At 53.4% G+C, this 25,904-nt stretch carries 23 protein-coding genes and 4 pseudogenes; 16 read left to right on the top strand and 11 right to left on the bottom strand.

The window, feature by feature from the left end; genetic code table 11:
- Positions 1–63: 63 nt before the first annotated feature.
- Both ACR0BF_RS18875 and ACR0BF_RS18870 read right to left on the bottom strand, forming a co-directional pair.
- The gene (locus ACR0BF_RS18875) at positions 64–1,062 is read right to left on the bottom strand and encodes a cation efflux transmembrane domain-containing protein (protein WP_480625545.1); all 999 of its coding nucleotides are present in this window, start codon (positions 1,060–1,062) and stop codon (positions 64–66) included.
- Positions 1,063–1,589: 527 nt separating this feature from the next.
- Entirely contained in the window at positions 1,590–1,814 is a 225-nt protein-coding gene (locus ACR0BF_RS18870; RefSeq protein ID WP_480625544.1) for a hypothetical protein, read from the bottom strand.
- 553 nt (positions 1,815–2,367) lie between these two features.
- Here ACR0BF_RS18870 and ACR0BF_RS18865 point away from each other — a divergent pair.
- Entirely contained in the window at positions 2,368–3,123 is a 756-nt protein-coding gene (locus ACR0BF_RS18865) for a MipA/OmpV family protein (protein WP_480521017.1), read from the top strand.
- Between the two features lie 129 nt (positions 3,124–3,252).
- Here ACR0BF_RS18865 and ACR0BF_RS18860 read toward each other — a convergent pair.
- Positions 3,253–3,474 (bottom strand): annotated as a pseudogene (locus ACR0BF_RS18860) (DDE-type integrase/transposase/recombinase); the annotation flags it as partial.
- A gap of 471 nt (positions 3,475–3,945) precedes the next feature.
- Positions 3,946–5,514, bottom strand: coding sequence for a hypothetical protein (locus tag ACR0BF_RS18855; RefSeq protein ID WP_480625543.1), 1,569 nt, complete (start codon positions 5,512–5,514; stop codon positions 3,946–3,948).
- A 218-nt stretch (positions 5,515–5,732) separates the two neighbouring features.
- Here ACR0BF_RS18855 and ACR0BF_RS18850 point away from each other — a divergent pair, with 218 nt between their 5' ends.
- Positions 5,733–7,472: an amidohydrolase gene (locus ACR0BF_RS18850; protein WP_480623740.1), complete on the top strand. Its 1,740-nt coding sequence runs from the start codon at positions 5,733–5,735 to the stop codon at positions 7,470–7,472.
- A 523-nt stretch (positions 7,473–7,995) separates the two neighbouring features.
- Here ACR0BF_RS18850 and ACR0BF_RS18845 read toward each other — a convergent pair.
- A complete protein-coding gene (locus tag ACR0BF_RS18845; RefSeq protein ID WP_480607152.1) occupies positions 7,996–8,490 on the bottom strand; it encodes a hypothetical protein in 495 nt (164 codons plus the stop codon).
- A 339-nt stretch (positions 8,491–8,829) separates the two neighbouring features.
- Here ACR0BF_RS18845 and ACR0BF_RS18840 point away from each other — a divergent pair, with 339 nt between their 5' ends.
- Positions 8,830–9,801 carry a SphA family protein gene (locus ACR0BF_RS18840; protein ID WP_480555903.1) on the top strand — a complete coding sequence of 324 codons (972 nt, stop codon included), beginning with the start codon at positions 8,830–8,832 and terminating at the stop codon, positions 9,799–9,801.
- Between the two features lie 9 nt (positions 9,802–9,810).
- Positions 9,811–10,779 carry an autotransporter domain-containing protein gene (locus ACR0BF_RS18835; RefSeq protein WP_480473578.1) on the top strand — a complete coding sequence of 323 codons (969 nt, stop codon included), beginning with the start codon at positions 9,811–9,813 and terminating at the stop codon, positions 10,777–10,779.
- Between the two features lie 222 nt (positions 10,780–11,001).
- Here the strand turns inward: ACR0BF_RS18835 and ACR0BF_RS18830 are convergent.
- From ACR0BF_RS18830 to ACR0BF_RS18820, 3 genes and pseudogenes are all read right to left on the bottom strand, one after another.
- Positions 11,002–11,217 (bottom strand): annotated as a pseudogene (locus ACR0BF_RS18830) (transposase domain-containing protein); the annotation flags it as partial.
- 701 nt (positions 11,218–11,918) lie between these two features.
- Positions 11,919–12,407, bottom strand: coding sequence for an outer membrane protein (locus ACR0BF_RS18825; RefSeq protein WP_480521005.1), 489 nt, complete (start codon positions 12,405–12,407; stop codon positions 11,919–11,921).
- Positions 12,408–12,657: 250 nt separating this feature from the next.
- Positions 12,658–13,359, bottom strand: a pseudogene (locus ACR0BF_RS18820) (IS6 family transposase).
- A 608-nt stretch (positions 13,360–13,967) separates the two neighbouring features.
- On the opposite strand from ACR0BF_RS18820, the gene ACR0BF_RS18815 reads away from it, so the two are divergent.
- From ACR0BF_RS18815 to ACR0BF_RS18805, 3 genes are all read left to right on the top strand, one after another.
- Entirely contained in the window at positions 13,968–14,756 is a 789-nt protein-coding gene (locus ACR0BF_RS18815; RefSeq protein ID WP_480521003.1) for a hypothetical protein, read from the top strand.
- A 183-nt stretch (positions 14,757–14,939) separates the two neighbouring features.
- Positions 14,940–15,629, top strand: a complete 690-nt coding sequence (locus tag ACR0BF_RS18810) for a hypothetical protein (protein WP_480625542.1) — start codon at positions 14,940–14,942, stop codon at positions 15,627–15,629.
- Between the two features lie 73 nt (positions 15,630–15,702).
- Entirely contained in the window at positions 15,703–15,951 is a 249-nt protein-coding gene (locus tag ACR0BF_RS18805; RefSeq protein WP_480473583.1) for a ParB N-terminal domain-containing protein, read from the top strand.
- Here ACR0BF_RS18805 and ACR0BF_RS18800 read toward each other — a convergent pair.
- The 3 genes from ACR0BF_RS18800 to ACR0BF_RS18790 form a co-directional block, all read right to left on the bottom strand.
- Positions 15,943–16,956: a fatty acid desaturase gene (locus ACR0BF_RS18800; RefSeq protein ID WP_480625541.1), complete on the bottom strand. Its 1,014-nt coding sequence runs from the start codon at positions 16,954–16,956 to the stop codon at positions 15,943–15,945. The genes ACR0BF_RS18805 and ACR0BF_RS18800 overlap by 9 nt on opposite strands.
- A 72-nt stretch (positions 16,957–17,028) precedes the next feature.
- Positions 17,029–17,235, bottom strand: a complete 207-nt coding sequence (locus tag ACR0BF_RS18795) for a cold-shock protein (protein ID WP_480473585.1) — start codon at positions 17,233–17,235, stop codon at positions 17,029–17,031.
- A gap of 504 nt (positions 17,236–17,739) precedes the next feature.
- Positions 17,740–18,129, bottom strand: coding sequence for a MerR family transcriptional regulator (locus ACR0BF_RS18790; protein ID WP_480625540.1), 390 nt, complete (start codon positions 18,127–18,129; stop codon positions 17,740–17,742).
- 98 nt (positions 18,130–18,227) lie between these two features.
- Between ACR0BF_RS18790 and ACR0BF_RS18785 the strand changes: the two genes are divergently transcribed.
- The 9 genes and pseudogenes from ACR0BF_RS18785 to ACR0BF_RS18745 all read left to right on the top strand — a co-directional run bounded on the left by ACR0BF_RS18785 (position 18,228) and on the right by ACR0BF_RS18745 (position 25,687).
- Positions 18,228–18,551, top strand: coding sequence for a hypothetical protein (locus ACR0BF_RS18785; RefSeq protein WP_480625539.1), 324 nt, complete (start codon positions 18,228–18,230; stop codon positions 18,549–18,551).
- A gap of 4 nt (positions 18,552–18,555) precedes the next feature.
- Entirely contained in the window at positions 18,556–18,774 is a 219-nt protein-coding gene (locus tag ACR0BF_RS18780; RefSeq protein WP_480625538.1) for a GDCCVxC domain-containing (seleno)protein, read from the top strand.
- Positions 18,775–19,090: 316 nt separating this feature from the next.
- Positions 19,091–19,195, top strand: a pseudogene (locus ACR0BF_RS18775) (IS5/IS1182 family transposase); the annotation flags it as partial.
- Between the two features lie 263 nt (positions 19,196–19,458).
- On the top strand, positions 19,459–20,091 hold the full coding sequence (locus ACR0BF_RS18770; protein ID WP_480625537.1) for a MerR family transcriptional regulator: 633 nt from the start codon (positions 19,459–19,461) through the stop codon (positions 20,089–20,091).
- Positions 20,092–20,555: 464 nt separating this feature from the next.
- Entirely contained in the window at positions 20,556–20,945 is a 390-nt protein-coding gene (locus tag ACR0BF_RS18765) for a hypothetical protein (RefSeq protein WP_170619462.1), read from the top strand.
- Positions 20,945–22,123: an ATP-binding protein gene (locus tag ACR0BF_RS18760; protein ID WP_170817412.1), complete on the top strand. Its 1,179-nt coding sequence runs from the start codon at positions 20,945–20,947 to the stop codon at positions 22,121–22,123. The genes ACR0BF_RS18765 and ACR0BF_RS18760 overlap by 1 nt, the downstream gene beginning before the upstream one ends.
- Positions 22,124–22,340: 217 nt before the next feature.
- A complete protein-coding gene (locus tag ACR0BF_RS18755) occupies positions 22,341–22,754 on the top strand; it encodes an HGGxSTG domain-containing protein (protein ID WP_480625536.1) in 414 nt (137 codons plus the stop codon).
- 677 nt (positions 22,755–23,431) lie between these two features.
- Positions 23,432–24,412, top strand: a complete 981-nt coding sequence (locus ACR0BF_RS18750) for a M14 family metallopeptidase (protein WP_480625535.1) — start codon at positions 23,432–23,434, stop codon at positions 24,410–24,412.
- A 258-nt stretch (positions 24,413–24,670) separates the two neighbouring features.
- Positions 24,671–25,687, top strand: coding sequence for a nuclear transport factor 2 family protein (locus ACR0BF_RS18745; protein WP_480625534.1), 1,017 nt, complete (start codon positions 24,671–24,673; stop codon positions 25,685–25,687).
- The last annotated feature ends 217 nt before the right edge of the window (positions 25,688–25,904 follow it).

The following is a 25,904-nucleotide window of genomic DNA, read 5'->3' as shown; positions in this document are numbered from 1 at the left end:
ACCGCTCCGTTTTCGAGTCGTGAATCACGCAACGAAGCGAAAATCAATGCATCCTGACCCTAGTTAAAGAGGGTTCAGTGAATCCGGCCAGCGCCTTGAGTGTTCCGTGATCACGAGCAGCACATCTGCGCCGGACAGTGCTTCGCGCGTATCACGGATCATGCGCAGGTTCAGGTCGTCGATAACAGACGCAGAAATCGGCCGGCCGGGATTGTAATAGACTGTAATCAGGAATGTTCGCCCAAGTTTGGTGACGGACAGATCCTGTAGTGATCCTCCATCCTGAACAATAGCAGCACGCAAAGCCCGTCGGGCTGCAGCGATGTCTCCGGGGCTTGCGCTGACGCCCGCCAATTCACCCAATCCTCTGCGAAAATCTGTGACGTAGGTTCCGACCGCCAACAAGCACAGTACTAGGACGATTACCGAGTCGCCCACCGGCGCAACTGGTGCCAGCGGACCGTCGCGGAACAAGTAGACGGCACCCAGCCCTACACCTGCCGCCGCCGTAATCAGCCCGTCGAACATCGCAGCCTTGGACTCGAGCCGCAGGATCGAGCTGTTCTTTCCCATTCGGCGCCAGGTGAAATGATGGAAGCCCCACATGAAGGTGCATGTGAGGCCAATCCCGGCGAAGTAGATGATCATCGGCGCAAAGTTCAACGGCTCAGGCATTATGCCGTTGAGGTAGTTGTAGATATTCTTGATCGCATTCGTTATTGCGAACAAGACCAAGCCGAGAAGAGACAGTGAGCGAAATGTCGCAAAAATAGCCTCGTCAGCGGCGTAGCCGAAAGGGCGGACCTTGTCCGGACCCGCATCGATATGACGACTGATCCGACGCCCAAGCAGCGCCGAGCCGAACCCGACCAGGGAGAACAGTCCGTCCATCATGATCGCGTTTGAATTCGACAACATACCAGCCAGCACCCCCGCGGCGGCCATGAAAAGGTTTCCCCACATGGCCACGCTGAGAGAGCGTCTTTCCAGCCGTTTTCTGCTATCTGAATTCAGCGTCGTCATATTTTGCAGTCCTGATGTGACATCAATCTGCTCTTCCAATATCCTTCCGTTGATGTTTCGCCAACACTTGTGGTGAATATTAGAAGAATCCGTCAACAGGTCAGTGGTTTATCCCCATTGCATCGCCATTTGTGGACAGGTCCCTTCATAAAGAGTTTTCTTTGCGCCTGAGATCATTTAGCCAGCACTCATTTCTCCGGCCTCACATGATTGTTGATTTCCACTGAAAAGTGACCCGGTAGGCCTGATAACTTTCACTGAGAATTGACCCTTGTGAACACATTGCTCCGAGGATTTTGTTTGGGGAGACTTGAAGTGATCGGCATGGAATTTTTTGAGTGTCATACGACGCTGGGCATTGCGTGACAAAATGCCAATCCGCGATAATTAACGGCGCACGGGGCTGTCTCGCAACACTGTCAGAAAGTATCTGCGCGAAGGTGCTGTAGAACCGAGGTTCAAGACGCCGCCGCGATTGAGCAAATTGGTTCCGTATGCGGATCGGTTGCCTGATGGCTCTGACTTTGCCCAAAGAAACTGCGTGGAGTAGTACAACTTGATTTACGTCAGGCAAAGTGGATCGCCTGACGGATCAGACCAACTGAATTGGCTATACCCCAGTTCAGCATCTGAAAATGTGTGTTCTGGCTTCCTTCGTGGCCGAACCAGTTGCAGAAATAGTTTCCCGCGATCAGAAAAGCGGCCCAGATGGCGCGATACAGCGCGACACTAATCATATCAAGACAGAGCGCCGCCGGAAGAGCGACAAACCCCACAGCAGCGCTAGCCATTGCACTGACACCAGTCACAGACCGGCAACGTCCAGGACGGTTTTCGCAGCCAGTGTGGGCTGTCGCACCTCTTCAGTGCGTAACCGCCTGTTAAAGGTATGTTCGTACAAGCCCTACGCCGATCCGGCGAACACGATCGCCGGTCTTGTCAAACCAACATGGTCTGATAGGCTTTGGGCGCTCGGTTGGTCTCGTACGACGTTGCTTTGAAAGGCCTTCATCCGAAGTACCTCTTATATTGTTCCATTAGAATTCGTTTGAGGCAAAGAATAACGTCCAGGGCTTCTTACTCGGACAGTGGGCCCAATTGGGGCAACAAAACGGAGGCGCGTGCATGAATCGGACAATACCTGCAGACCCTTCACAGCCAAACATTCCCTATCGTTCGCGCTCGGTTAATCCAGAATTGAAAGTACTATGTATTCTAGTCGAAGCTGCAAATCGTTTTTTTCCAGTTGCTGACACAAAACGGTCGCCGATCAGAGCAGGTGTTGGTCTAGTACTGGCAGTAGCTCTGATATCTACTCCCATTCAGTCATTCGCAGAAGTTACCGTGATAGGTCCCGGCGAACGCGTCACAGTGGAGGATGGCGGGCGACAGACGTCGATGATCGTCACAGGTGTTCTGGGCGCACAGGTTGTTCCGGAGTATTTCGGAGCGAATAGTCAGCAGCTTTATCCAATGGGAAGTGTCGAAGTTCCGTTTCTGTTTTCTCAGTTTCTTCGGTATGGCGATCCGGTCCTGACGGAAGATCCATTGGTATTTCCTCCCGGGTTCATTCCCAGGCTATCAGCGCGATATGTTCCGCCACGGGACTCTTCCGACTACCCAGAGCTGACTGGCCTGGAAGATGTCGGTCTATCCATCGAAATCGGCGCAGGGGTCGGATATGTTTCGCGGAACGCCGAAGTTTTTGCAGATCTTCGGTATGGGCTGGGCGGGCACGACAGTTTCGTCGCCGCAATCGAAGCCAATTACATAGCGCGCCCGATGGATCGAATGACAGTGCGCTTCGGGCCGCGACTGCTGTTCGGTACAGACAAATATAATCAGACTTATTTCGGAATTACGCCGGACGAAGCCATACGCAGTCAATACCCCGCCTACGACCCAGCTGGAGGGTTGGTCAGTGCAGGGTTGGAACTCGTCGTCACCCACAGGTTCGCCGATACTTGGTGGCTGGAAGTTGGTGCCAAATACGAAAGGTTTCAAGACGCGGCTGCCGGCTCACCCATCGTTCGTAATGGGTCCGCCGATCAGTTCGAAGTGCGTGTTGGTCTCCGTCGCGCCTTTTTAGTGCGCTTCTGACGTGGTCGAAACCTTTTCGCACAGACCACTTGTAGGGGATTTGTTGCAAAGATGTGAGCCCGTTGAGTTGTATCAGCAATCGCCTGTGAGTCAGACGGCGAGCTCAGCGAACTGCTGAAATGGACAGAGTCAAGGCTTGAGTTGGCCCTTGCGGATCATGTACGACACTTCAATTCCGTCGAGCGTTGCCGCCGCTGAAGCGAAGGCCTTGAACCCCAGCATTGGCCGCGTGCGTCTCTTGATGAAACGATGTTCCTGTTCCACGATATTGTTCAAGTATTTCCGCCTCACCATCTCAATCGGGATCGTGCAGACAAAGTCTTTGAGCATTAAATTGATGGCCTTAATCCCCGTTACTCTGATTATGCCTCCTTCATTTTAAAAGTATTTTCGTGTGTCCAGATGCCGAGCATCAGGATCGCAAGTCTTTTGGCAAGAGCGACAACGCCTTTTTGTGACTGGTAGGGGTTTCGAGAGCCCGAGCCCATCTCTGTAATTCCGATCCATTGCCCAGTTTTACTCGGTTCAGAAAACTGTCTGCCGTCATCGACTACCGGGTAAACTTAGGGGGTAACTCAAGAACACTGCGAAGAGAATCACATCATTCGGATACTGCGCGCCTTTGAAGGAGATGATAAACAGACTTTCGACTTCAATATTTTGATATCCATTCACTCGAAGCACTTATGAGCGTCAGCAGTCAAAACTTAGCAACAGATCCCCTCGACTCTGCCCGTTTCGTCAATCCGACGAGTTGGCAATCTGAACCCATAGCGATCGCAAATCTATTTGACCGACCTAAAACTTTGCAATGAAACCTATCTACTCGCCTCGCACCTCGACGAATCGGCTCGCCTCAAGCCTCTTCAGTCCCTCGTCAATTCGCGCACGTAGCCGATCGTCCATCATAATTTTCGCTGCATAGTCTGTGGGATCGACGCCGCGTTCTGTGAATGTCGCGATCGCGGCGCGGGCACTTTCGAATTCCCCGGCCAGCGCATGCGTGACCGCGATCAGTAACCAGTCGTAGATCGCATCGCGCGCGTCGATGTCACGGACAAGGTCGGAGGCTGAGCAATAATCTCCCGCGATCAATGGTTCCATCGCGAGCGATATGGACACCCAGATTGGCAGCAACGGGTTGCGTTCGCGCGCTTCTCGCACAAGCGCAAGGCCGTCTTCGATGTCACCCGACTTGGCGAGCCAGCCACCGACCAATGCCATCATCAGCGTCGCGTTTGGGTTAGCATCGACGGCACGCGAGATTAGATTTCGGTACCGTGCAGTGTCCCCCTGTGCTTGGGTAAAGGCTGCTGAGGCAAAAAGCGCCTCCTGGCAATTGGGAGCCAGAGCGATGGCCTTCTCAGCGTGGATTCTTCCCGGCTTGATCACATCTTCGATCGGGGTTGCGCCGAGTGTCGCTGCTTCGATCAATGCTATCGCAACCAAAGCATGGGCGAGACCGCTCGATGGGTTGTGCCGGAGGGCGCCTTCTGCGAGCTCCTGAAACTCCTTCAGGCTATCAAGTCGTGATGTACCTACGTGTGCATGAAACGCCAGAAGCGCTTCATAGACGCCTGCATCCGTAGCACTGCGGCCGGTATATTGCGCGTTCAGATCTTCGGCGACGATACCGTAGGCATCAGCCAACCGTCTCGCACATTGGCACGCGATGTCCTCCTGAAGTCCGAATACATCGGCATAGTTGGACTCGATCCGAAACCGGTCTGACCAGATCAAGGTCTCATCAGGAAGCCGGCTCAACTGGACTAAAATGCGAAGGTTCCCACCGGCCTCGCGAACGTTGCCACGCAATATGTAGTCGACCCCTCCTGCAAGGGCCGAATTGTTGTTGTCAGATGCGATCACGCTCTCATGCCAACCGGAAATCACGCGTAGATGGCCAAAGCGCGCCAGCTCAAGTGCGATCTCCTCGGGAAGTCCGTCTCGGTACAATCGCGCCTTTTCTCCATCTTCTCCGGTAAAACCCAGGATAGCCAGCTTGGGCAACTCCGTCTGCGGGGTCCTTATTACCTTGGCCCGAACTGGAGGTCGCGTTTCGAAGCAAGGCCGATAGTGCCCCTTTGGCACCGATACCACCAACTGGTCTCCGGCGCCCGAGGTCAGGTAATAGTGTTCGAGTGCCTTTCGCAACTTGATCGCTTCGAGCCGGACGACGGGATCGCTGTTAGGGTCGAAACTGGCGTCGCGACCGAAAACATCCATTGCCAGTGCAGTGCCCTTAAGGAGATCTCCACGTCCGGCGAGTTCTTCCTTCACAAGGTGGGTCAGGAACCTTTGAACCCGTGGCCCGGCGGTGAAATCCGAAGAGGAAAGAATGCGATTGAGTTGTGCAGTGACCGCTTCCTCATCTGGTTGAATTTCGGTCAATGCTTTCACACTCCCTAGCACCAACTTGTATCGGGTTCATACAGGCCGATGGTAGCAGCGTCGAAGAACATGGTCGAGAGGGCCGCCCGGAAACTTCGCAGCAGAGCCTCCTAAACATAACGGTGGACCAGTTCAGTAAGGGTGGCGCAGTTCCGCATTATCGATGGCAAATTGATATTATTCATATATGATGGAACGACTAACAGGGGAGACAACAGATGAAGTTTATTTCTGCCAGTGTACTGGCGTTATGTGCCAGCCTTGCTCATGCTCAGGATGCCGCAGACCTGGTTTTGAAAAATGCTTTCGTCCTGACAATGGACAATGAAAATCCCGAGGCGCAAGCCGTTGCCGTACGAGGCAATCAGATCGTGTATGTTGGCGACGTGAATGGCGTGGAAAGCTTGACTGGCGAGAACACCGAAGTCCTTGATCTGACCGGCAAGATGGTGCTCCCCGGCTATGTCAGCGCCCACGACCATGTTCTTGGCTCCGCTTGGTCGACACTAGGCGTCGATCTGAATGCGGCAAAAGACAAAGAAGAAACACTGCAGATGCTGCGGGACTACGTGGCGGAAAACCCGGATCTGCCGATCGTTGTCGGCCAAGGATACAATGCAACCCTTATGGGGGGGGCGCCGACTGCCGCTGAGTTGGATGAAATCATCCCCGACAAGATCGCGATTATCATCGACTTCACCATTCACGATGCCTGGCTGAACACCAAGGCGCTCGAAGCAGGAAACATCACCAAAGATACGCCGGACCCGGTGCCAGGGGTTACTTACTGGATCAGGGATGACGACGGAAACCCATTGGGCGTCGGGAAGGAAGGTTCGTGGTTCCCTGTCTATACGAAGGTCGCTTGGGATCCCGAGCGAATGATCGAGGAAAGCCGCGAAAAACTTCAGCCACAAGTGGTCGCAGGCGGCACAACAACAGTACTGATTCCTGGTGTTGTCACTCCGAATTTCACAAACGCACCTGGCATGTTCGATGATTTGGAGATTTCCATGAAGGTGCTTGAAAAAGCGCTCGCCGACGGTGATTTGCCAGTGCGAACGTTTGTTCAACCGGCCTACAAGGACGCGACAGCCGATCCGGTTGAATTTGCGGCGCGGGCACGTGCAATGGCCGACAAGTACAACGGTGACTTGTTTCGCGTACATGGCATCAAGTTACACCCCGAAGGGACATGGAGTGCCGGCGCGGTTCTGATGCTTGAGCCGTTCGAGGGAACAGACAATATAGGCATCTCGGCGGTGAAACCGGATCAGATGAAAGAGGTCGTCAAGGCCGCAAACGACCAAGGTCTAGATGTTTTTGCCCATGTTGAAGGGTCGGGCACTGTGCGTGGGATGATTGACGCGATCCTTGCGTCGCGCGACTCCGGCAACGCGGACGAGCGCAATGCGCTGCATCACTATCAGATCGTTCATCCTGATGACCAGCAACGCATGATCGACAACAGCATTCCGGTAAACATCACCCCGATTTTTTCGGTAGATTGGGCTGGGCAGGATCAGGACTTTCTCAGCATGTTGGGTGACACGCGCACGAACGAGCGTGTTTCTCAATACAGGCCACTGGCCGATGCCGGGGTCAGCGTCAGCCTTGCAGGAGATTACCCATCCGCGCCGATGTCGACCAACAGTATGCTCTATCAGATCTATACTGCGGTTACGTTCAAGAACCCCCTGGACCCCGCGAACTCTAAGAAGTTCCCAAATGGAGCTGCCCCGCTGGACCTGATGCAGGCGATTGAGGCCGTAACAATCAATCCTGCCTGGCAATTGAGAATGGAAGACAAACTGGGCTCCCTAGAGGTGGGGAAATTGGCCGATATCGTGATTCTGGACCGAAACATTCTGGAATTGGATAATCCCGAAGAGCTGCTGACGACCAAGGTTCAAGCAACGATTATGGATGGACAATTCCGCCATCGGGATGGACTATAGTCGCGGTCAATACGACCGAACTTCAGAGGCACCCTACATTATGGAGGTGCCTCTTTTTTCGTTTTGACCCAGATGTTTGATCCCAAGGTTTGATAATGCGACCCTTTCGCAGCCCTGGAATTGGGACACATCATATTCGCGACGGATGTAGGTCGACATGATCTGCGAGGTCAAAAGGATTCGGTACCGCCTGCACAATCTGAATTCAGGGCCAAATCGAATACTCCACATTCCGAACCATCAGACGCCTGTAGGCGAGCACTTGGGGCGGGACAAAAAACAGAATTCGTCCAGATCGCCGCTGCTTCGCTTTCGTAGCTGACGTGATCGTCGAGCACTATCCGCACGACCCGAGTACGTGTCTCAGGTGAATAGCGGTTCGCTCTGTTGTCTTTTTAATGCTCCGATCTTTCCTTGATTTGGAGCCTCAGGAAAACCCGGAGCGGGTCACTTCAAGGCTGCCGAGCATACCTCAGGCTAATCCCGAAACGCTTTAGTGTTGAGCTTTTAAGGCCAACAAGCATCAACGGTGCACCGTGTTCTTTCTGCGCTCGAAGAGGGAAAGAATATGTGCCGCAATCACCATTACCAGCCAAATCAAAGACGAACTGAAATTTTCGGCCGCAGCAAGTGGCAAAACCGCAAACCCAAATAATATTGAAACGAAATCACTTGCCTGCCAGCCATCGGCAAGCAGGTCGGGCAATAATCCAAGAAAGCTGCCGAATGCGCCTGCAATCAATGTTGACAAAAGTCCGCCAACCAATGCTGTCACCCATCCCCCAACGCCTGAACGACCAAACATCGGAGCAAGCAGAAACCCCATGAACGCCCCACCCAACGTCATCGCAATCACGTAGCGTGTCACCAGCCCGAAGTTCTGCTTCGCCCACTCGTCACTCAACCCGCCGGGAAGGTCCCGAGAAAGGAAGAGCAGGAATAAGCTTGCACCGATCACGGCCATTACCAATGTTGCTGCTCGTCGTGGCGCTTTATACTGTGATTTCGCGACTGTCATTCAATCGGTCCAAATCGAGAGGGATTTTGATGGGTGCGAACGGGGCCGCTCCTTGGCTCGGTTTTTTCGCGTAAACAGGTCAACCGCATCAATCTGCTTGTTTAATTATACAACAAAACGCGTGCGCGGCGTCAACGGCAAGCAAGGGAATTAAAACCATGCAAAACATCCAGGAACATTGATTGCATTTGCGGTCGTCAAATGGTCGGGGCTGCCGTCGGGGCCACTCAACTGTTTCTAACGAAAACAGTTAACGACCGTGGGGAGCAAGTCACGGCCTATTAACAAATAAACAAATTTGATTATGATCGCCTTACAAAGGAGGCGAGGTGTTCCATTATGAAGCGGTTTTGGCAAGTTCTCCTATCTTCAAATTCAGCACGTGCATTTTTCCCTGTTTCGACACAGGTTTCAGCGGTTCTCGGCGCTCTGACATTCATTGCAGCTTCGATAATCGGCGGCACAGCGGCGGCTCAGTTTCCAATTGCGGGAAGCTACGGGTTGGGTGGCGGGTTGGGACAAACCTCTGCTGTACTGCCTCCTCAGGGAACTAGGGTAATCGAAAATGGGTGGATCAACTACGATATCCAACGTTATGTCGATGACAACGGAGATGACATCGGTGCACCAACGCCCACAGTCAACGCGGCCCGGTTGACCTTCAGATATGTTTTTCGTGACGTCAGGATACTCGGGGCCGATTATGCGGCAGGCGTTGTCCTGACTTACCGAGATCAGATATTGCGGCCTGAACCCGGGTCGGGGACAGACTACCATCTGGGAGACACAGTTGTCACACCAATCGCGTTGGGGTGGCATCACAATACCTGGCACTTTCAAACATCCTACACCTTTTGGGCCCCAACCGGAGAATTTGAAGCGGGTGGAAGCACCAACACCGGCAAGGGCCTTTGGAGCCACATGCTGTTCGTAGGATCAACATGGCAGCAGGACGCAAGCCTGCCTTGGGCGGCAACGTTTCAGGCACGTTACGAAACGTTCGGACGCCAGAAAACCACCGATATTCGCCCAGGTGACGTCCTGTCATTGGAGTTTGCTTTTGGAAAAGAAGTCGCCCGGGGCTTCAGTCTGGGGCTTTTGGCGGCACGATCATTCCAAGTTTCAAAGCAAAGCGGTACACCCGGAGGCAATCCCTCAAAATATGAGATCAACCTAATCGGAGCTGAAGGTGTCTGGAAACCCAAAGATCTTCCAGGCGCTCAGATCGCCTTGCGCATGGGGAAGGAATTTGACAACCGAAACACGACGGAAGGCTTCGCGACCCTGCTGTCGCTTGCCTACGCATTTTAACCGGAGTGCATGAGGTCATTCGGTGAATCGTTTACCTTCAAAGGCAAAATGAGAGAAGATCGTGCCTGCGTGGCGATTTTGGCTATGAGTGTAGGCTGTGCTGCGACAGCGCAAAGTACTGATCCGGATGCTTCAGAAGCGGCGGCACGCGCAGCATTGTCAGTTTTGAGTATTGCTGCCACCCCAAACGAAACAATGTCTTCTTTTTCTTTTCTAAGGGCAACAGGCGACACAAAAAGCCTTAGATCAAGCCAACTCCGAGGCGGGTATCACCCGCTCGAAAATGGCTTATATCTTGAAGGGCTTGTAGCTTATCAGAAATACAACCCGGTGCTTTTCTTTCCAGAAATTGCACCTGGTGTCGATGTGGACGTGACCTGGGCAAGTGTAGCGGCAACCTTTGGTTTAGGCTGGGAGTTTCCGTTGAAAAACGACTGGCGCATTCGTCCGGTCGGGCATGTATCATTCGGCCATGTTACGGCTGATGCTTCAATTATTGACTTCCCGTTGCTTCCGGTCAATTCGCAGTCGGCGGATTCAGTTGACGGAAACCTGAATGCACTGGGATTAGGGGCATCTGTCGCCGTATTCAAGGAGACCCAGGTTGGCCTTTGGCAGGCAGAATACCGATTTCGCCAAACGTTTCTGGAGTTTCACCCAATTGACGAACCACAAGCCGGTGGGGCCAAGGCCAACTCCAACCAGACGACGCTTTTTTCTCGCCATCGCTATCCTTTGAAAGATGTCAGGTTCTTCAACTTGCCCACGCACCTAGTTCTGGATGCTGGACTGGTGTACTATCGAGGGGATGCCGCAAAGGTTCTGGACACCGATTGGTTGGCAACTGCTGGTGTCGGCATCGAGTTCGACGCAAGCCGAATTGGTGTTCCATTGGTTCAGGCCGGGCGGATAATGCTGAGTGGTGTAATCGCCGAGGATTTTGACGGTTATTCCATAGGCTTGGGCCTAAGGTTTTAGCGTCGCGCTCAACTTTGAACTTAAGACAATGTTCGGACGTGGGTTTCCCCGTTGGGAATCCAAATCTATGAATCTTGTAAGTTTCTGGATCTGTTGCAAACTTTTGACCTATGGCCTTCGTTGAGTTAGCGCCTGTTTGGCTGATGGCAGGTGTTGTCACGTTAACCCGCGATCCGCATAAAGATCCTGGTTTTTGGATTTCAAACGTAAACGGTAACTCGATCACACGTGGGCAGCGAGGTTCCAGGGCAAGAGATCGTCGATCTGGCTTTGTTTGTGGCCGTTGACGATGGCTGAGAGCGTTGCGGTCAGGTATACATGTGGATCGACGTTGTTAAGCTTGCAGGTTTCGATCAGCGAGGCGATGACGCCCCGGTTTTCGGCGTCCGCGTCGCGTCCGGCGAAGAGCGCGTTTTTCCTGTTCAGGGGCAGTACCCGTTCATTCTGCCCATGTCGGGCAGCTTTCCCGTGTGCGTTACGGATGGAATGCCTATTTCGGTTCAGATATCCGGGTGTTTCAATCCCGCCAGCGCGGTGATGGACAATACGTAGCTTTGGAGCGCGATCATGGCACCGGAGTGGGTTCTTGACGCGGCAGTGTGTTCGACCCTGAGTTTGGGCGTCCCGCTGGTTTCCATTGCTGCGCTTAATGATCTTCATGGTGTTCTCGCGTCCCTGGGGTTCCGGCGAAGCGTTTCGAAGAGGAAACGACAAAGGAGGCCGAGTATGATTCCGGAACGAAGGACCGATCCAGCGCAGCTGCCGCTACCCTTTCATCCCAATCCGATTATGCAGATTACGCAGGAGGAGAAGGCAACTGCTCTGACCGCGCTGGCCCAACTTCTGCTTTCGGCCGAGCCTCCCCCACTGAACTGGTCCACCGCTATGTTTAGGAAACGGAGGACCACGAATGTCCTTTACGACCTTCTCACTGTGGCTCTGCTTGGTTCCGGGTTTCTTTCTCATCTCCACTCCTTGGTGGTTACGATGAGCCAGAAATCCTCTCTTATCAAATCAACCTAAACTGTCCCATTAGCACTGACGTCAGAAACTGGTTGTGAATCCTGACCCTAGAATCAATTACCCCGACTACGCATAAATTATGTGAAGTCGGGATATATTTGGTTAGCTTGCCACTCCTAAAAACGGTAGTTCAAACCGAATGTCGCAGTGGTGACACTAAAATTATTGTCTCCGCCGGATGTGTCAAACCTGTCTTCAAGAATTTCGCCGAATAGTGAAACGTTATTAGAAATGCGGTGCTCCAATCCAATGCCGATTGTATATCCCCATTCGTCATTGGTTGCACTACTCGCAGCGTAAGCTGAGCCGGTCGTTACGTAGGCCAAGGTGTCTCCAAAAGAGTAGCCACCCCGAATTTTGATGCGGCTCAAGCTGTCCAAGTCGCCAATACCTGCGGAAACATTGGAGTAGCTAGAGTCAACTGAAAGACCAGCTACCCAACTACCGTCAATTCCCCAATCGCGACCCACATGAAGTCCAACCAAGTCGCCATGGCCGTCCAAGTCCTCTGCAAGGTTCCCATAGCCAAAACGGGCTCCGACGTAGCTGCCATTCCAGTCTGCTGCGAAAGCAGGAACAGAGGTGAACGCCATCACTGTGGTCATTGCGATCGCCGCGGGTTTTATTACCATTCTTCCAGACATTGTCTTACCTCGGTGAGTTGTTCGTTTGAGATCCGACGGTATGAGATTTGTTAACCGTCCTCTGGTTAACTGTGGAAGATTGAGAACATTCTGGAGGTTCGAAACTGTAAGTTACAGTTACCGAACTGAACCTTCCCATCTGAATAAAACTGACCTGCCCGGTGTTGTTACGTTAGCTCGCGATCAAGCAAAGAATACTGTTTAATAAAATTCAGGCTGCTTGAGTGGCGGCATTCCAGGCGTCAATTGCTTCGAGGCGGTGATATCGAATTGTTCAGGCGGAGCGGCGGCGAGCGGGGACGCTGGAGCGGTTGCGGATTGCGGAGTGTGTCGCCATGTACCTTTGCAACCCTGCTGGAGAGCGACGGCCTTGCATTGTCCTTTCTCGCTTTCGGAATGGGAGATGGCTGTTTTCGGCGCGGTTATTGAGGCCCTTGTGCGACCAATGCTCCAGACCCGGCGCTACCTCTCGCTTGGCGGCACCATACGAGCGCAGCACGTCCGTGATGATCCGCTTGGGAGTGAAACCAAGACGCTTCATCAGGCGGCGTAACAGCCGTTTTGCAGCCCATTTGTCCCGTTTCGGTTGGAGTATTTCGTCCAGCACGACGCCATGCTGATCAACCGCGCGCCAAAGCCAATATTCGCGACAATAGAGTCTCACAACAACTTCATCGAGATGCCAGACATCGCCAGGACGGTTCAGTCTCTGCCGCAGGTTTCGAGTTACCGCCGGCCCGAACTTGAAGAATCAACGCAGGACGGTTTCGTAAGAAGCATCGATCCCCCGCTGCAGCATCAACTCTTCAGTTTCCCACAGGCTCAGATTGAAGCGAACGTACAGCCACACCGCTTGCGCGATGATCTGAGGTGGAAATCGGTGGCGCCTGTAGCTGACCGATGACGAAATCATCGATGTCACCTACGTCTAAATCGTATCATAGTCACCCTCGAGCGCAATCGCTACAGCGGCCCGGCCAGCCTCATAAACTGCTGTATCTGCCGGCATGTTTACACGGAACGGTTGGTCGTTTTGGCGGAAGGCCAGACCGTTTGTGCCCACGATCGCATCATCGAGCTGTCACACCACAAATCCGGCAGCGTGATCTATGACTGGTGACATCACTTCGCTGTGATCCAACGCAAGCCCGGCGCCCGGCGCAATATCTAGCCTCAACAATCTCGCCGAATAACTTGGCAATGCCGTTTCAAAAACTATCTGCCCTAGTGGAGTTAGCGTTGCGACGAGGGAAACTTCCTTGACTCTATGCTGGCTAAGGACCACTAAAGTGCATTGGTGAAAATTACTCGTCGTCGCGATGCTGCCGGCTTCGATGATCCAAAGGCCTTCAGACTAATTGTAGCATGTGCCCAGCACAAGAACGGGTTTCGCTGGGGTCTTCGCTATGAGCTCGTTCCTCGCAAGCATTCGCAACTGTCACCTGACATGCACCAGTCACCGCGTGACCCATGAAAGAAGGCGCCGTATGAACAGCACATGGCTCATTAATTGCGTGCTTGATGGCCGATAGATCAGGTCTCAGGCTCCGCTTCAATCAGTCATTCATCGTGTTTACGCGCTGCATTCTTTGTTTGATCCCAGCACTTTTGGTGTCGCTCTCAGGAACAAAGCTTCCTGCCCAAGTCGCAGGCAATGCCGATGGATCAGTTTGTGACGAAGGTTTCGAAAACAAGAATGGATCGTGCCAAAGAACAGACTTACCAGAAAACGCATATTTGACAGGTAGCTCCTATGGCAGTGGCTGGGAATGCAATCACGGTTTTCAGAATGTCGGAGATCTCTGTGAGGAAATAAGAGTTCCTGAAAATGCCTATCTTGCATCAACCGGAGATCAGTGGGAGTGCAATCGGCTGTTCCAGCGTGTCGAAGAAAAATGCGAAGAACTGATCGCACCTCAAAATGGATACGTCGAAACCAGGTTTGGCGCACAGGAAATACACTGCAACTGGGGATTTCGTAAGGAGAACCAGGATTGTGTTGCAATAGAAGTCCCAAAAAACGGTCGTCTGAGCGATAAAAAAAGCTCGGATGGTTGGGTATGCCTCAGAGGTTACAACGCAGCGGAGAGCGGCTGTGAGCCTGTGGCTGTTCCACAGCATGCGTATCTTGAACCAGATTCCTACTCTGGATGGAAATGCGAACGTGGTTTTCGCGCAAACCGGGACAGGTGCGATGCGATCCTTGTTCCTTCAAACGCTCATTTGAATCGAAGAGGTGATGGTTGGGAATGCAATCGGCCGTTCACACGACAGAACGATAAGTGCGCCGAAAAAATTCCGCGAAAATAGGTTCGTGAAAATCAATATCGCCTGACAAATCCGGAAGGACCAAGCCGTGAACCATAACTCGATTGACGAAAATCTTGGCAAAAGGATCAAAGCCGAAAAGGCGCGTCGCCGGTCCCACGGGATTAAGATATCTATAGCGTTAGCAGTGTTTGTTGCAGCGGTAATTGTAGTGGTGTTTCTCTGATGCGTAAAAATGCCCCTCAAGTGACCCTTTCTGACTCAAAGATGTCAGTGCGTGGTATGGAACAAAGAGCATTTCAGGACCGCAGTGTTCGCAAGACGCGGAACGCCGACGTATCAGAAGTGATCGAAGTAGAATTTGGAAAGTACTTGATTAAGGCGGGCATTCTGAGCGGTAACAGCGTTGCGCGCGCATTCCCCAAGCCACCAGCGAAAACGCAAGGTTTGATTGCTGATGCAGTTGGCGAAACACCGTCATTGGCCATTGAAGCCTTAAAAGAAATTCTCGAAGAGCGAGACAGGAAACGCAGCGCTCGACGTCGTTTGGAGGCGAACTCCGGCAACTTCATTCCCAGTGAAGGAGAATATGTCGAGGCATTGCGCCAGATCAGGCTCTCCACTGCGCAGGTCACCATGCTCAAAGCACTTACAATCGCAGGCAAGGAAGGACTGAGCATTGGTCAGTTAACTAAGGCAGCTGGTTACAAATCGCGCGAGGCGTCCGTCAAGGTCTTCAAGAAAATCGGGCTATTGATTGCAGAATATCTGGAACTCGAGCTTCCCGAAGCCGGATCGGCACAGAATGATGGCGCCGCTCAGGTATTGGCATTTTCTCACGTCAAAAGTGACGATGAACCAGCGACTTGGATCATGCATCAGGAGCTGCGCGATGCTGTTCGTTCGGTTCTATGACGCACGTTCCAGCGCCTGCCTTTGAAGCGAACTTCGAACCGGAATAAATGCACGAAAGGCGCACACGTAGCTTATGTTGGAAAAAAAACCATATCCGCTCGACCTGATCTATGTACCTGTGAAACGGGCCAAAACACTTGATCAACAAAAGGTTCTGACGCTGGCAGAAGATATCCTGAAGAATGGCCAGAAGACACCGATCCAGATACGTGCGGACAACAAGCGGTTCGTGCTGATTGAAGGCCTTCACCGACTAGAGGCCATTCGCGCCCTAGGCGGTGATACGGTTGAAGCCTATTTGGTCCGTGCCAGACTACACTAAACTCTTTTTGAGATTGGCGTTCGACAAAGCCTCGGAAAATGCCAGCAGGCGCTGACCTTCTTCATCCCAAAGATGCAATCGTGCACAGTGAAAGCTCTCGAACAAAGTAATACGCTGGCAATTTTCCAACTCGGAATGGTCGCGCAAAACTTCGTCAAGCCGGTAAAAAGGTATGCGGCTGGCAAGGTGGTGAACATGGTGCACACCAATATTGGCAGAGAACCACCGCAGGATACCTGGCAGGGCATAGTGGGAACTTCCATAGAATGCTGCGTTCTGAAGATTCCACCCTTCTTCCCGCTCCCAGGTCGTGTGTTCAAACTGGTGTTGAATGTAGAAAAGCCAAATACCAATCGACGCGGCGACGATCATGGTTGGCAGGAATACATAAACCAATACATCCATGCCTCCGGTCCAAAAAATCAGAGCCAGGACCACCGCAATCGCAGCGTTTGTTCCCATTGCACTTGCCCAATACAGCCAGCCTGACCGCATGAAACCAAAGGGCAAGCGATTTTGAAGAAAGAACGTGTAGACCGGTACGATACAGAACAGGAAGAAGGGGTTCCGTATTAACCTGTAAGCGGCACGACCGGCCCACTTTCGCTTCAGGTATTCCTCTACAGTCAACGTAGGGATATCGCCCATCCCGCGCCGATCAAGGTTGCCGGTTGAGGCGTGGTGGATCGCATGGCTTTGCCGCCAGACGTCATAGGGTGTGAGGGCGAGAACACCCAGGACCCGACCGGTCCAATTGCAAACGGTGCGGTTTCTAAAGAAAGATCCGTGACCACAATCATGCATGATGATGAAGAGACGCACCAGAAATGCGGCGTTCAGGATGGCCAGAAGAACCGCGACCCAGACACTAAAAGATAACGCAAACCACGCTGCGCCCCATAGCGCGAAAAAGGGAATGACGGTGATTGCCAGCTCAAAAATGCTACGCTTCGTATCAGGCACACGGTATTGCGCGAGCGCCCGGGTCAATTCCTGCTGTTGCAACTGACTTGTTCTCCAACGACTCTGAGGAACCCCCTGAGCATTCGGGCACCCCAGAAGGGTGCCCGCAGCAGGCTATGCGAGTGCCAGGTTGGCGGCGCTGTCGCGTCCATCACGGCCAGCTTCGACGTCGAAGGTAACCTTCTGGCCGTCCTTCAATTCGCTGATGCCGGAACGTTCAAGTGCTGAAATATGCACGAACACGTCGCGCTTGCCACCTTCAGGTTCGATAAAGCCAAAACCTTTGGTCGAGTTGAACCATTTTACTGTGCCATTTGCCATGGTCGAAGTCTCCTAATACTTGCCGCCCGCATTATTGCGGCGACTCGGCGTGGTCGGTCTGAATCGAAAGACTGAACGCCGAATTTGGGAGACAGCAGGTCGAAAAAGAAAAACGTGAGCCTTGCGTATATGGGCTTAGCGTACACACGATACAAGTCTTGATACAATGGAAAGCAACAGAAGATCTGCGTCTGCCTAGCCCAAGTTAGGACAACGATAAGCAGGACCATTGCTCTGTGGTTCGGAAATCAGAAGTCGGCTTCTGTGATAAAACCTGCCGAGTGCGTATGCAGCAAATTGATTGCTCAGATACGGCAGGTAGGGCTGACTGTCCGAATTCACCGCGCGCTACAAGAACACCGCGGCTAGGCACAAATGTCATTGACTGGTGGAAACATTGCTAAATCAACGAGTTGACCTCTCTAACGAACGGCAGATTTTGCGCGGCCCGAATCTTGGGTCATGCTGCGTTGGCATAGGGCGACTGCGAGCCTCAAAGTGCAATTAGTAGGTCCGTATCTGCGCAAGCATCGGGCAAGAAACGTTCCCGATGTTACAGTTGGCCGTAAGTTCATTCAGGGCGGCCTCCAATCGCTTAAGTTCGTTTATCTTCATACGCACATTGAAGATAGGAAGCTCGGCCAGTTCCTTAACGGATTGGCAATCCTCGCTATCACCTTCGGACAGGTTGAGAAGCACCTTTGCATCGGCAAGCGAAAAACCCAAGTCTCGGCACTTCCGTAGAAAACGAAGCCGTCCAACATCGTGCGCGGCGTACATGCGTCGATTATTCGATGCTCTTTCTGGTTTCGGCACGATCCCTTCGCGTTCGTAATAGCGGATAGTTTCAATTCCGACTCCGCTTTGCCGGGATGCTTCCCCAATCGCAAACATGTGAGATTTCCTGCCTTGATCCTGTAGTGGCTACAGAAGTTATACGAGAAGTTGCTGTCTCCACAACTCCGCGCGTCATGGTTCATGAGGGAAACGGAATGCAGAAATACCTTAGCCTCAGCTACTTGGGATCTCTATCAGCACTTGGCGTCGCGACTTGCTGCGTTTTGCCCATGATGATGATGTTAATGGGGCTGGGCGGCAGTTGGTTGGCAATCTTTGGAAAGCTTGCCGCAGCGAGTTACTACGTGCTGACGATTTCAACGGCGCTCGTCGCGATATCGTGGCTGGTATCTTATCAGCGCGGTTCCTTGCCGACGTTGAAATGGCGGCTTGCAGGAACGACTCTCATCACCGGCGTGGCTTGGGTCGTTGTGTTTAACGAGGCACGGATTAACGATTACCTGATCATGAAGATGTGAGACTATGACAAAACAAACTGTAGTCCTGGAAAGCACCCTGACTTGCCCGAACTGCGGCCACAGCGAAACCGAGGAAATGCCAACGGATGCTTGCCAGTGGTTCTATGAATGCAAATCGTGCAAAACAGTTTTGAAGCCATTGGAAGGCGACTGTTGTGTTTACTGTTCATATGCCACGGTCCCGTGTCCACCAATTCAGCTAGGCGATAGCTGTTGCGGATGAAACGAAGGATGGCTTTGTTGAGCGAACTGTGCGTTGCCGCCGCGAGCATCGCGGCGATTTGCATGAATGACAGGTTTTCCGCTGCTTGGCCGCACAAGACATTCGGCAGTTGCAGCGTTGTTCCAGCTGCAAGCGCATGCACCAATAAAATCCAGGGTACAGGTTGGGTTCGAAACGCTATTTCGCCGAATCGCGTACGAACGCCTGGTTAAAGCCGTGAAGCTGACATTCCCGGTCTTCTCTACTTCCGAAAGGCTTTGTTGCACAATTGGCGTGAGGGATTCCCTGTTTGAATCCAGTGGGGTAGCTATGAGGTATGAGCAGTTGGTCCGCTACGACGTACAAGACCATGAACTGGCCTTCGTACAACACGGCGCTTAGGCAGCGTGGTTCGCTATCGATCTGGTTTGATCCTGAGATGGAATTGTAAAAGTCCGTCCAGGGAAAGGGGATGCGCGCTCAAACCCTGATCTGTGCAACAAAGCCATCCTTGGGGATGCAACCCCAACTCAAAGGATTACATTGCCTCACCCCCTTTGCAGGAGAGTTTCTTCGATAGCTTCTGAAGCGGAAGACGACCTTACAGGTAATTGTTTCAACGGCATTGCCAAGTTATTTGTGTGTGAATGAGAGGGGTGAGGCTTGGGCTTGTCAATGGCATTGCCGGCCGAAGACCTGGCCGTCTTGGGGGCCGATCTTGAACGCGTCTGGTTCGCGCCGGTCACCGATACCAGGCTTAAGAAGCGCATCGTCCGCACGGTGATCCAGGAAGTGGTGGCAGATCTTGATGATGATGCCTCCGAGATCGTTTTGCTGGTTCATTGGGCCGGCGGCGCGCATACGGAAATCCGCCTGCCAAAGCGCCGCCGCGGACAGCGCAACGCAACACCGCCGAATGTTGTCGAGGCTGTCCGCCAGCTTGCACGGATCGCCAGCGACGATGTCATCGCCGGCGTCCTGAACCGGAACGGGCTTTCCACAGGAAATGGAAACCGCTGGACCAGGGAGCGAGTCAAGGCATTGCGGTCCTACCGCAAGATCCCGGTATACAAGCCCGAACCCAATGGTCTTGACCCGTGGCTCAATCTCTCTGGCGCCGCAAAACTGATCGGAGTATCGCCAAAAACATTGCGGTTGGCAGCAGAAGCAGGTGATATCAATGCAGACCACCCGCTTGCCGATGGGCCATGGGTATTTGAGCGCGCGGAACTGTCAAAAACGAAGGCACAACAACTCAAGAAACGGGCCCGACAAAACCCCAAACACCCCGCGGTATCGCACCCGGATCAGCAAAACCTATTTTCTTCAACAACATAGAAAGATGGGCGCAATGAAACAGAGTTGTAGTCGTATTGCCAGAGCGCTAGCTTTCACCGTGCATCAGGTTGCAAGGCTCCACTGTCGCTAGCCTACCTAAGTCCAAAAGGTGGATATTTGGGTGGATAAGTTAAGCCCGATGCATGATTTATTCATTATAATCATAAAATTAGGAGATTTTTATGGTGCCCGGGGGCGGAATCGAACCACCGACACGAGGATTTTCAATCCGGCGCTAATTCAAGCAAACCAAACACTTACAAAACCGGGGCGCGTCAAACCCCCGACGAAACATCAAAGACTTACCTCGAAAGTGTCAAACCGGCTGAGGCCGAACTGACAAACGAAAACCCCGGCACGACGGCAATCGCAACCGGGGTTAAAGACGTTATGGAAGGCGTCTGTTCTTACGGTAAGGATATCGCGGCTTTGCCCATTTTGGCAATGCATTGGGGGGTGCTGCTGTGAATATTTCGACGCAAATCCCCGACAACATTAAACGTGTTTGCCGCTCCATCGGATATGCCGCTTGGCTGGATGGCACTGACGAGTGGTTCGGCCTTCCGGTGATCCTGCGAGCACGTCTGGATGCGCGGCAGCGCGTGGCCCTGGCATTTATGGCTCTCAAGGCTCTGGACCGTGATGACGCAGTAAATGCAGCTGAGGCGGCGCTAAGCACTGGTGCGGGACACCCCCCTGCCCCGTTCATTAGCTTCATGGATGAGGCCGCGTTCTGGGCGGATTATGCCGACCCGGAAGAACTGGACGCTTATTGCCTTGCCAGCTTCAAGCGCATGAAACCCGCGCGGCAGGCAGCATTCCTTGAGCATGTACAAAGGAGGCAAGCGGCGTGATGCGTGATTTTGCTGAGATGGCGGTGCAACTGGATGCGCACCGAGCCGAGTTTCCCAAAGAACGGTCGGACCGTTTGCCTACAGAGTTTGTCTGGCGCGACCCTTCCGCTATTCCGCCCCGTCCTTGGCTCTACGGGCAACACCTGATCCGCAAACAGGTATCGGTGACGGTCGCACCCGGCGGCGTCGGGAAATCGTCTTTGACGATCTGCGAAGGGCTGGCAATGGCATCTGGCCGCGACCTACTGGGCGATTGGACCGCATCAGGCCTAAAAGTCTGGATATACAACCTTGAAGATCCCCGCGACGAGATGAACCGGCGCATCATCGCGGCCATGCAACATCACAACGTCGCCCCCGAGGAAATCTCAGGGCGTCTCTTTGTGGACACGGGCCGGGAACGCGAACTCAGCACCGCCATTCAAACTCGTGAAGGCGTCCAGATCGTCAAGCCGGAAATGGAAGCCTTAGCCCAAGAGATCGAAGCGTGCGAAATCGATGTTCTAATTATCGACCCATTCGTGTCGTCGCATCAGGTGGGCGAGAACGACAACGGCGCAATCGACCTTGTGGCAAAGGAATGGGCGCGGCTGGCAGATCGTTGCAATTGTGCAATTGAACTTGTGCACCACACTCGCAAGACAAACGGCGAGGAAGCAACTACTGAAAGCGGGCGCGGTGCAACGGCGCTCTTGGCAGCAGCAAGATCCGGTCGTGTGCTCAACAAGATGAGCAACGACATGAAGGCCGAGGCGGGTGTTCAAAACGATCCGTCCACCTACTTTGCCGTGACCCGTGACAAAGCGAACCTCGCCCCTGTTGGGGATCGTGTTTGGCGGCGCATGGCATCTGTGCAGCTATCCAATGGGGATAGCGTAGGCGTTGCTGAGGTCTGGAAATGGCCGGACACTTTCGATGGGGTATCGGTCGCTGACCTGCTGGCAGTGCAACATGCTCTGGATGGTCAGGGGCGGCGCTACTCGGATCAGGCTGGCGGCGAGTGGGCTGGTGTGACCGTAGCTGAAGTGCTGGGCTTCGACGCCCAAGCCGACCGCAAGCGCATCAAGAAGATAATCGATACTTGGCTGAAATCCGGGGCGTTGGTCAAAGGGCAGAAAACAGGTGCTCAACGCAAGCCTGTCCCCACTGTGGAGGTAGGCGAATGGGCAACGGTGTGATGTGCGCCGCCACCCAAAAATCAGGGGTAGCGCAAGGTGACGCTAACACCCCTAAAAACAGTTGCGCTACCACCACCACCCCTAAAAGGGGGGTGGGTGGTGGTGGCGCTGCGCCACCTGTCCGATCGCGGGGTGGTACAAAACAAAGTTGCAAACGCGACGGTGAGATGCATGGCAGGGACCTTGCGAAGACCAAGGACGAGCAATTTCGCGCATCATGGGGTTTGCAGACTATGTTAATAAATGTTGGTGTTTATTGATGGGGAGACCGACAAAGCTGGAAGTCAAAATACGTTCGCTCTTTCAAGGCGATCCGATTGATTGGTGTGAAATTTGGTCACGTTGGCGGCCGTGCCCAGCAGAGGCGCACAAGCACCCAAACTATCGGAGGGATTGCTCACAGTGCCACGGCGTAAATTGCAAACGGATGGCTGAGCTGGGCTTGAATGATGCCAGGGAACCCTTGCCTAGGACAGAGCGCCCAACATGCGGCGCAAAGACCCGAGCCGGTGGCCAATGCCAGGCCCGGGTAGTACCTGGAAAACGGCGTTGCAGGTTGCATGGCGGCCTCAGCACCGGCCCAAAGGGGAAGCGAAAAGCTAAAGCCAAAGTTGAAACAGAGGATGACTAAAGGGAGGCGGTGCAATACCTCCGCTGCACTGCCGATGGAGCACGCAATCCGTACCCATCAGATTCCACAACATCGCTTACAATGGCCACAGGGAGAAATTTCCCCCGTATGATCCGATTGGATCATGCTGTGCACAAGATACCCCCCAATAGCCGAAATTCAGGGCGAAACTTCCAGAATCCGGCGGTGAACAGCCGCTTCTCCATCAAGTGCAAACGCTGGCGGAACATGAGCCTATGACCGCTACGCTATGCCATCAGCATTGCCCCACTCGTCATTTACTGGCTACTGGTAGTGGTTGGCCGACTATGTCGTCAACCGAAGACCACCCTCGTAGACAGAACCCACGGCGGCCCTTAGCGGGTTTCCGGGGGATCACTTTGCTTTCTTTTTCGCAAAGCGGGCGTTGGTTGAAGGCCGGCTAAATGACTGTTCTGCGGACAAAGCCGACCTTCCACGCGGTTCAGCAGACTGCCTCTTCCGGCCCAGAGCTGCCCTTGACTGTCCAGCTCCGATGCTGCAGCCGCAGCCCGCATTCCGGACGTTCGCTGCAACTGCGAAGTTTCCGTCGATTCGAACTCACGTTCTGCGGACAAACCGGTCATTTGGGTCAGCACGTGTTGCTTCTTTGAGAAAGCTCTATGGGTTTCACACCCGCGTGTTTAATGTCCCAATCAATGGAGATTGAAAACCTAACACTGGACGCGGATACGCCTGGCCAGAAATTTGGCTTGGACGTTTTTCGCTTTCATGGCTCCGGAAGTGGCCCTTCGGTCTATATTCAGGGTGGTCTGCATTCGCTCGAAATGCCAGGCACTGTGGCAATAGACCGTCTTATCCCACGTTTAGAAGCGGCTGAAGTCGATGGGCGCGTGGTTGGAGACATTACATTGGTCCCGCACGCAAATCCGGTCGGATTAACCCAAGTGGTGTTCGGGCAACAGCTGGGCCGATTTGATGCGAATACCCGCGTCAACTTTAACAGGTCGTTCCCGCCCAAATCCGCGAGCGATTTGGAGACCAAGCCTGCATCTGAGCGGTTGAAGGCAACGCTTCTCGCGTTGGCTGAGCAAGCGGAAGTCGTGCTTGACCTACATTGCGACGATGACGGCCCTGTCTATTTGTACGTTTCCGAGCGGCAGTTGGAGGAAGGACGCCGTCTCGCCCGGTCGATTGGAGCCCAGGTAATTCTAACCGACGCCAGCGACGATCCGATTTCATTCGATTTGGCTGTAGGAGAGCGTTGGGCCGCAGACAACAGAAGTGAACGATTTGCTGCGACTGTCGAATTGCGCGGTATGATCGATGTAACTCCAGAATTTGCCGAACAGGATGCCAACGGCCTATATCATTATCTGGTAAGCATCGGGACAGTCGACGATGCGCTCCCTAGCATTTCTGCGGTGGACCCAATCGTAGGCGACGTTGACGCAGCTGAACTTCTTGCAACGCCGTCATCCGGTGCTGTTCTTTACGACGTTGAAATTTGTGATTGGGTGAAGTCAGGTCAACGTTTGGCAGTCGTCGTTTCAAGGCCCGGTGTAGCGCATCCAGAGATTATTTCACCATTTGACGGTCAGGTTATGACACGTCGGGAAGTGCGTTTTGTCCGAAAAGGCGATGATGTCATCAAAGTGCTGCGGCACCCGCTGCCATAGGTATCCGCAATGACTACGAAAACCGACCTTGGATTCTTCATCTTCGCTGACGCAGCATCGCTTTGTACATGCGGCGGGTTTCTTGCTGCGTTGCCGCCCATGTCGCGGAAGCGGTCATTGCTTGCTGGTTTCGAACGGCTGATCCATACCGCCCATTCGCTGCATGGCGCTTGGACACGAAAGACGCGGACAAAGCCTCCGTTGGCAGCAAGCACATCTGCGACCAAATAGGATGGCGCTAGCAAGAAAGTTCCGTCCATGGAACTCTATGCGCTAGGACACGAAGCTCTTATTGTCGCTCACATGACGGATACGATACGACCTTCGCCAGAACTTGCAGCCATTGTTGAACGCTGGATCAAATCCTACGGCCGAGGTGATGGCGAAACCGTGGTGCATCTGTTCTCCGATGATGCCGCCTTGTCGTACTTTGGTTCGGCCCAAGGCGAGTCGTGGAGGGGCGATGCACTGCGTCGCGGTATGGAGCAGTATATCGGTGAAGTCCCACGCTTCCATTGGGATCCACAAGAAATTCGCGGATTTGAGTGCGGATCACTCGGGTGGGCGGAGTGGGAGGCAACAATCGACGGGATCGAAACCGGACAGTCCGCACGACTGCGCTCCACCGTCATTCTGAAACTCGACAAGGGTTCTTGGAAGATCGTGCATGTTCACAATTCTATCCCCGTCAACAACGTCGAAGGATTCGGCTACGAGGCAAGGGGTTTTGAAGAGCTACTCGATGCCGCCCTCTCTACACCATACGAACTCGGCCAAAGCGGCATAGCGACCATCATGTTCACGGATATCGCTGACAGTACGACAATTGCTCAAGCGATAGGCGATTCACTTTGGAGCGAGGCCGTTGGTAGACATCTACGACTGGTCGAGACCCAGATCGTCGAAAGTGGTGGGCGCTTGGTGAAGTCACTGGGTGACGGCGTGATGTCGTCCTTCGCCTCCGCAAGGGCAGCCCTGTTGGCGGCTCAGAACATCCAACAGAAAAACTCAGCTGAACCGAAAGAGCCAAAATTACAAATCCGCATTGGCCTGCATACCGGCGAAGTGATTACTTCTGATGCCGATCACTTTGGGACCGTAGTCAACAAGGCCGCACGGATTGCGGCCCTCGCCGCACCCAGTGATATCCTCGTCTCGGATGCGACTCGGATCATGGTGGGCGGATCACCCGAGTTTCCGTTTGCCGAGCAGATAACAGTTCCGCTCAAAGGGCTGGACGGTGAACATACAATTTTCAAGCTGAACTGGCGTTAAGCCCTTCGATAAAACGGGACCGCGTGGCGAAGTCCGCTTAAGGGCCTGGACGACCGCTCCGGCCAGGCAGCGGCCATTCGTCACCGCTGCTTCCGACTTCTAATAAGCGGATGGGGTGGATGGCGTCTGCAGCCAACCGTCGCGCTTTGCGGCAAACTGCAGAAGACATCTTCTGCAAGGAAAGGAGCCCCACCATGGAAGTCACGACAATAGGATT

The sequence above is a fragment of the Ruegeria sp. AG7 genome, from assembly GCF_056541545.1.
Note: the sequence above shows the minus strand (reverse complement) of the source record. Positions and strands in the feature narration are given on the sequence as shown.

Excerpts from the sequence above, each read along its gene's own strand:
- ACR0BF_RS18870 (WP_480625544.1), bottom strand. The coding sequence starts at position 1,814 with ATGGCTAGCGCTGCTGTGGGGTTTGTCGCTCTTCCGGCGGCGCTCTGT.
- ACR0BF_RS18850 (WP_480623740.1), top strand. The coding sequence starts at position 5,733 with ATGAAGTTTATTTCTGCCAGTGTACTGGCGTTATGTGCCAGCCTTGCT.
- ACR0BF_RS18845 (WP_480607152.1), bottom strand. The coding sequence starts at position 8,490 with ATGACAGTCGCGAAATCACAGTATAAAGCGCCACGACGAGCAGCAACA.
- ACR0BF_RS18840 (WP_480555903.1), top strand. The coding sequence starts at position 8,830 with ATGAAGCGGTTTTGGCAAGTTCTCCTATCTTCAAATTCAGCACGTGCA.
- ACR0BF_RS18835 (WP_480473578.1), top strand. The coding sequence starts at position 9,811 with ATGAGGTCATTCGGTGAATCGTTTACCTTCAAAGGCAAAATGAGAGAA.
- ACR0BF_RS18825 (WP_480521005.1), bottom strand. The coding sequence starts at position 12,407 with ATGACCACAGTGATGGCGTTCACCTCTGTTCCTGCTTTCGCAGCAGAC.
- ACR0BF_RS18815 (WP_480521003.1), top strand. The coding sequence starts at position 13,968 with ATGGCCGATAGATCAGGTCTCAGGCTCCGCTTCAATCAGTCATTCATC.
- ACR0BF_RS18810 (WP_480625542.1), top strand. The coding sequence starts at position 14,940 with ATGCGTAAAAATGCCCCTCAAGTGACCCTTTCTGACTCAAAGATGTCA.
- ACR0BF_RS18805 (WP_480473583.1), top strand. The coding sequence starts at position 15,703 with ATGTTGGAAAAAAAACCATATCCGCTCGACCTGATCTATGTACCTGTG.
- ACR0BF_RS18795 (WP_480473585.1), bottom strand. The coding sequence starts at position 17,235 with ATGGCAAATGGCACAGTAAAATGGTTCAACTCGACCAAAGGTTTTGGC.
- ACR0BF_RS18790 (WP_480625540.1), bottom strand. The coding sequence starts at position 18,129 with ATGTTTGCGATTGGGGAAGCATCCCGGCAAAGCGGAGTCGGAATTGAA.
- ACR0BF_RS18785 (WP_480625539.1), top strand. The coding sequence starts at position 18,228 with ATGCAGAAATACCTTAGCCTCAGCTACTTGGGATCTCTATCAGCACTT.
- ACR0BF_RS18780 (WP_480625538.1), top strand. The coding sequence starts at position 18,556 with ATGACAAAACAAACTGTAGTCCTGGAAAGCACCCTGACTTGCCCGAAC.
- ACR0BF_RS18760 (WP_170817412.1), top strand. The coding sequence starts at position 20,945 with ATGCGTGATTTTGCTGAGATGGCGGTGCAACTGGATGCGCACCGAGCC.
- ACR0BF_RS18755 (WP_480625536.1), top strand. The coding sequence starts at position 22,341 with ATGGGGTTTGCAGACTATGTTAATAAATGTTGGTGTTTATTGATGGGG.
- ACR0BF_RS18750 (WP_480625535.1), top strand. The coding sequence starts at position 23,432 with ATGGAGATTGAAAACCTAACACTGGACGCGGATACGCCTGGCCAGAAA.
- ACR0BF_RS18745 (WP_480625534.1), top strand. The coding sequence starts at position 24,671 with ATGGAACTCTATGCGCTAGGACACGAAGCTCTTATTGTCGCTCACATG.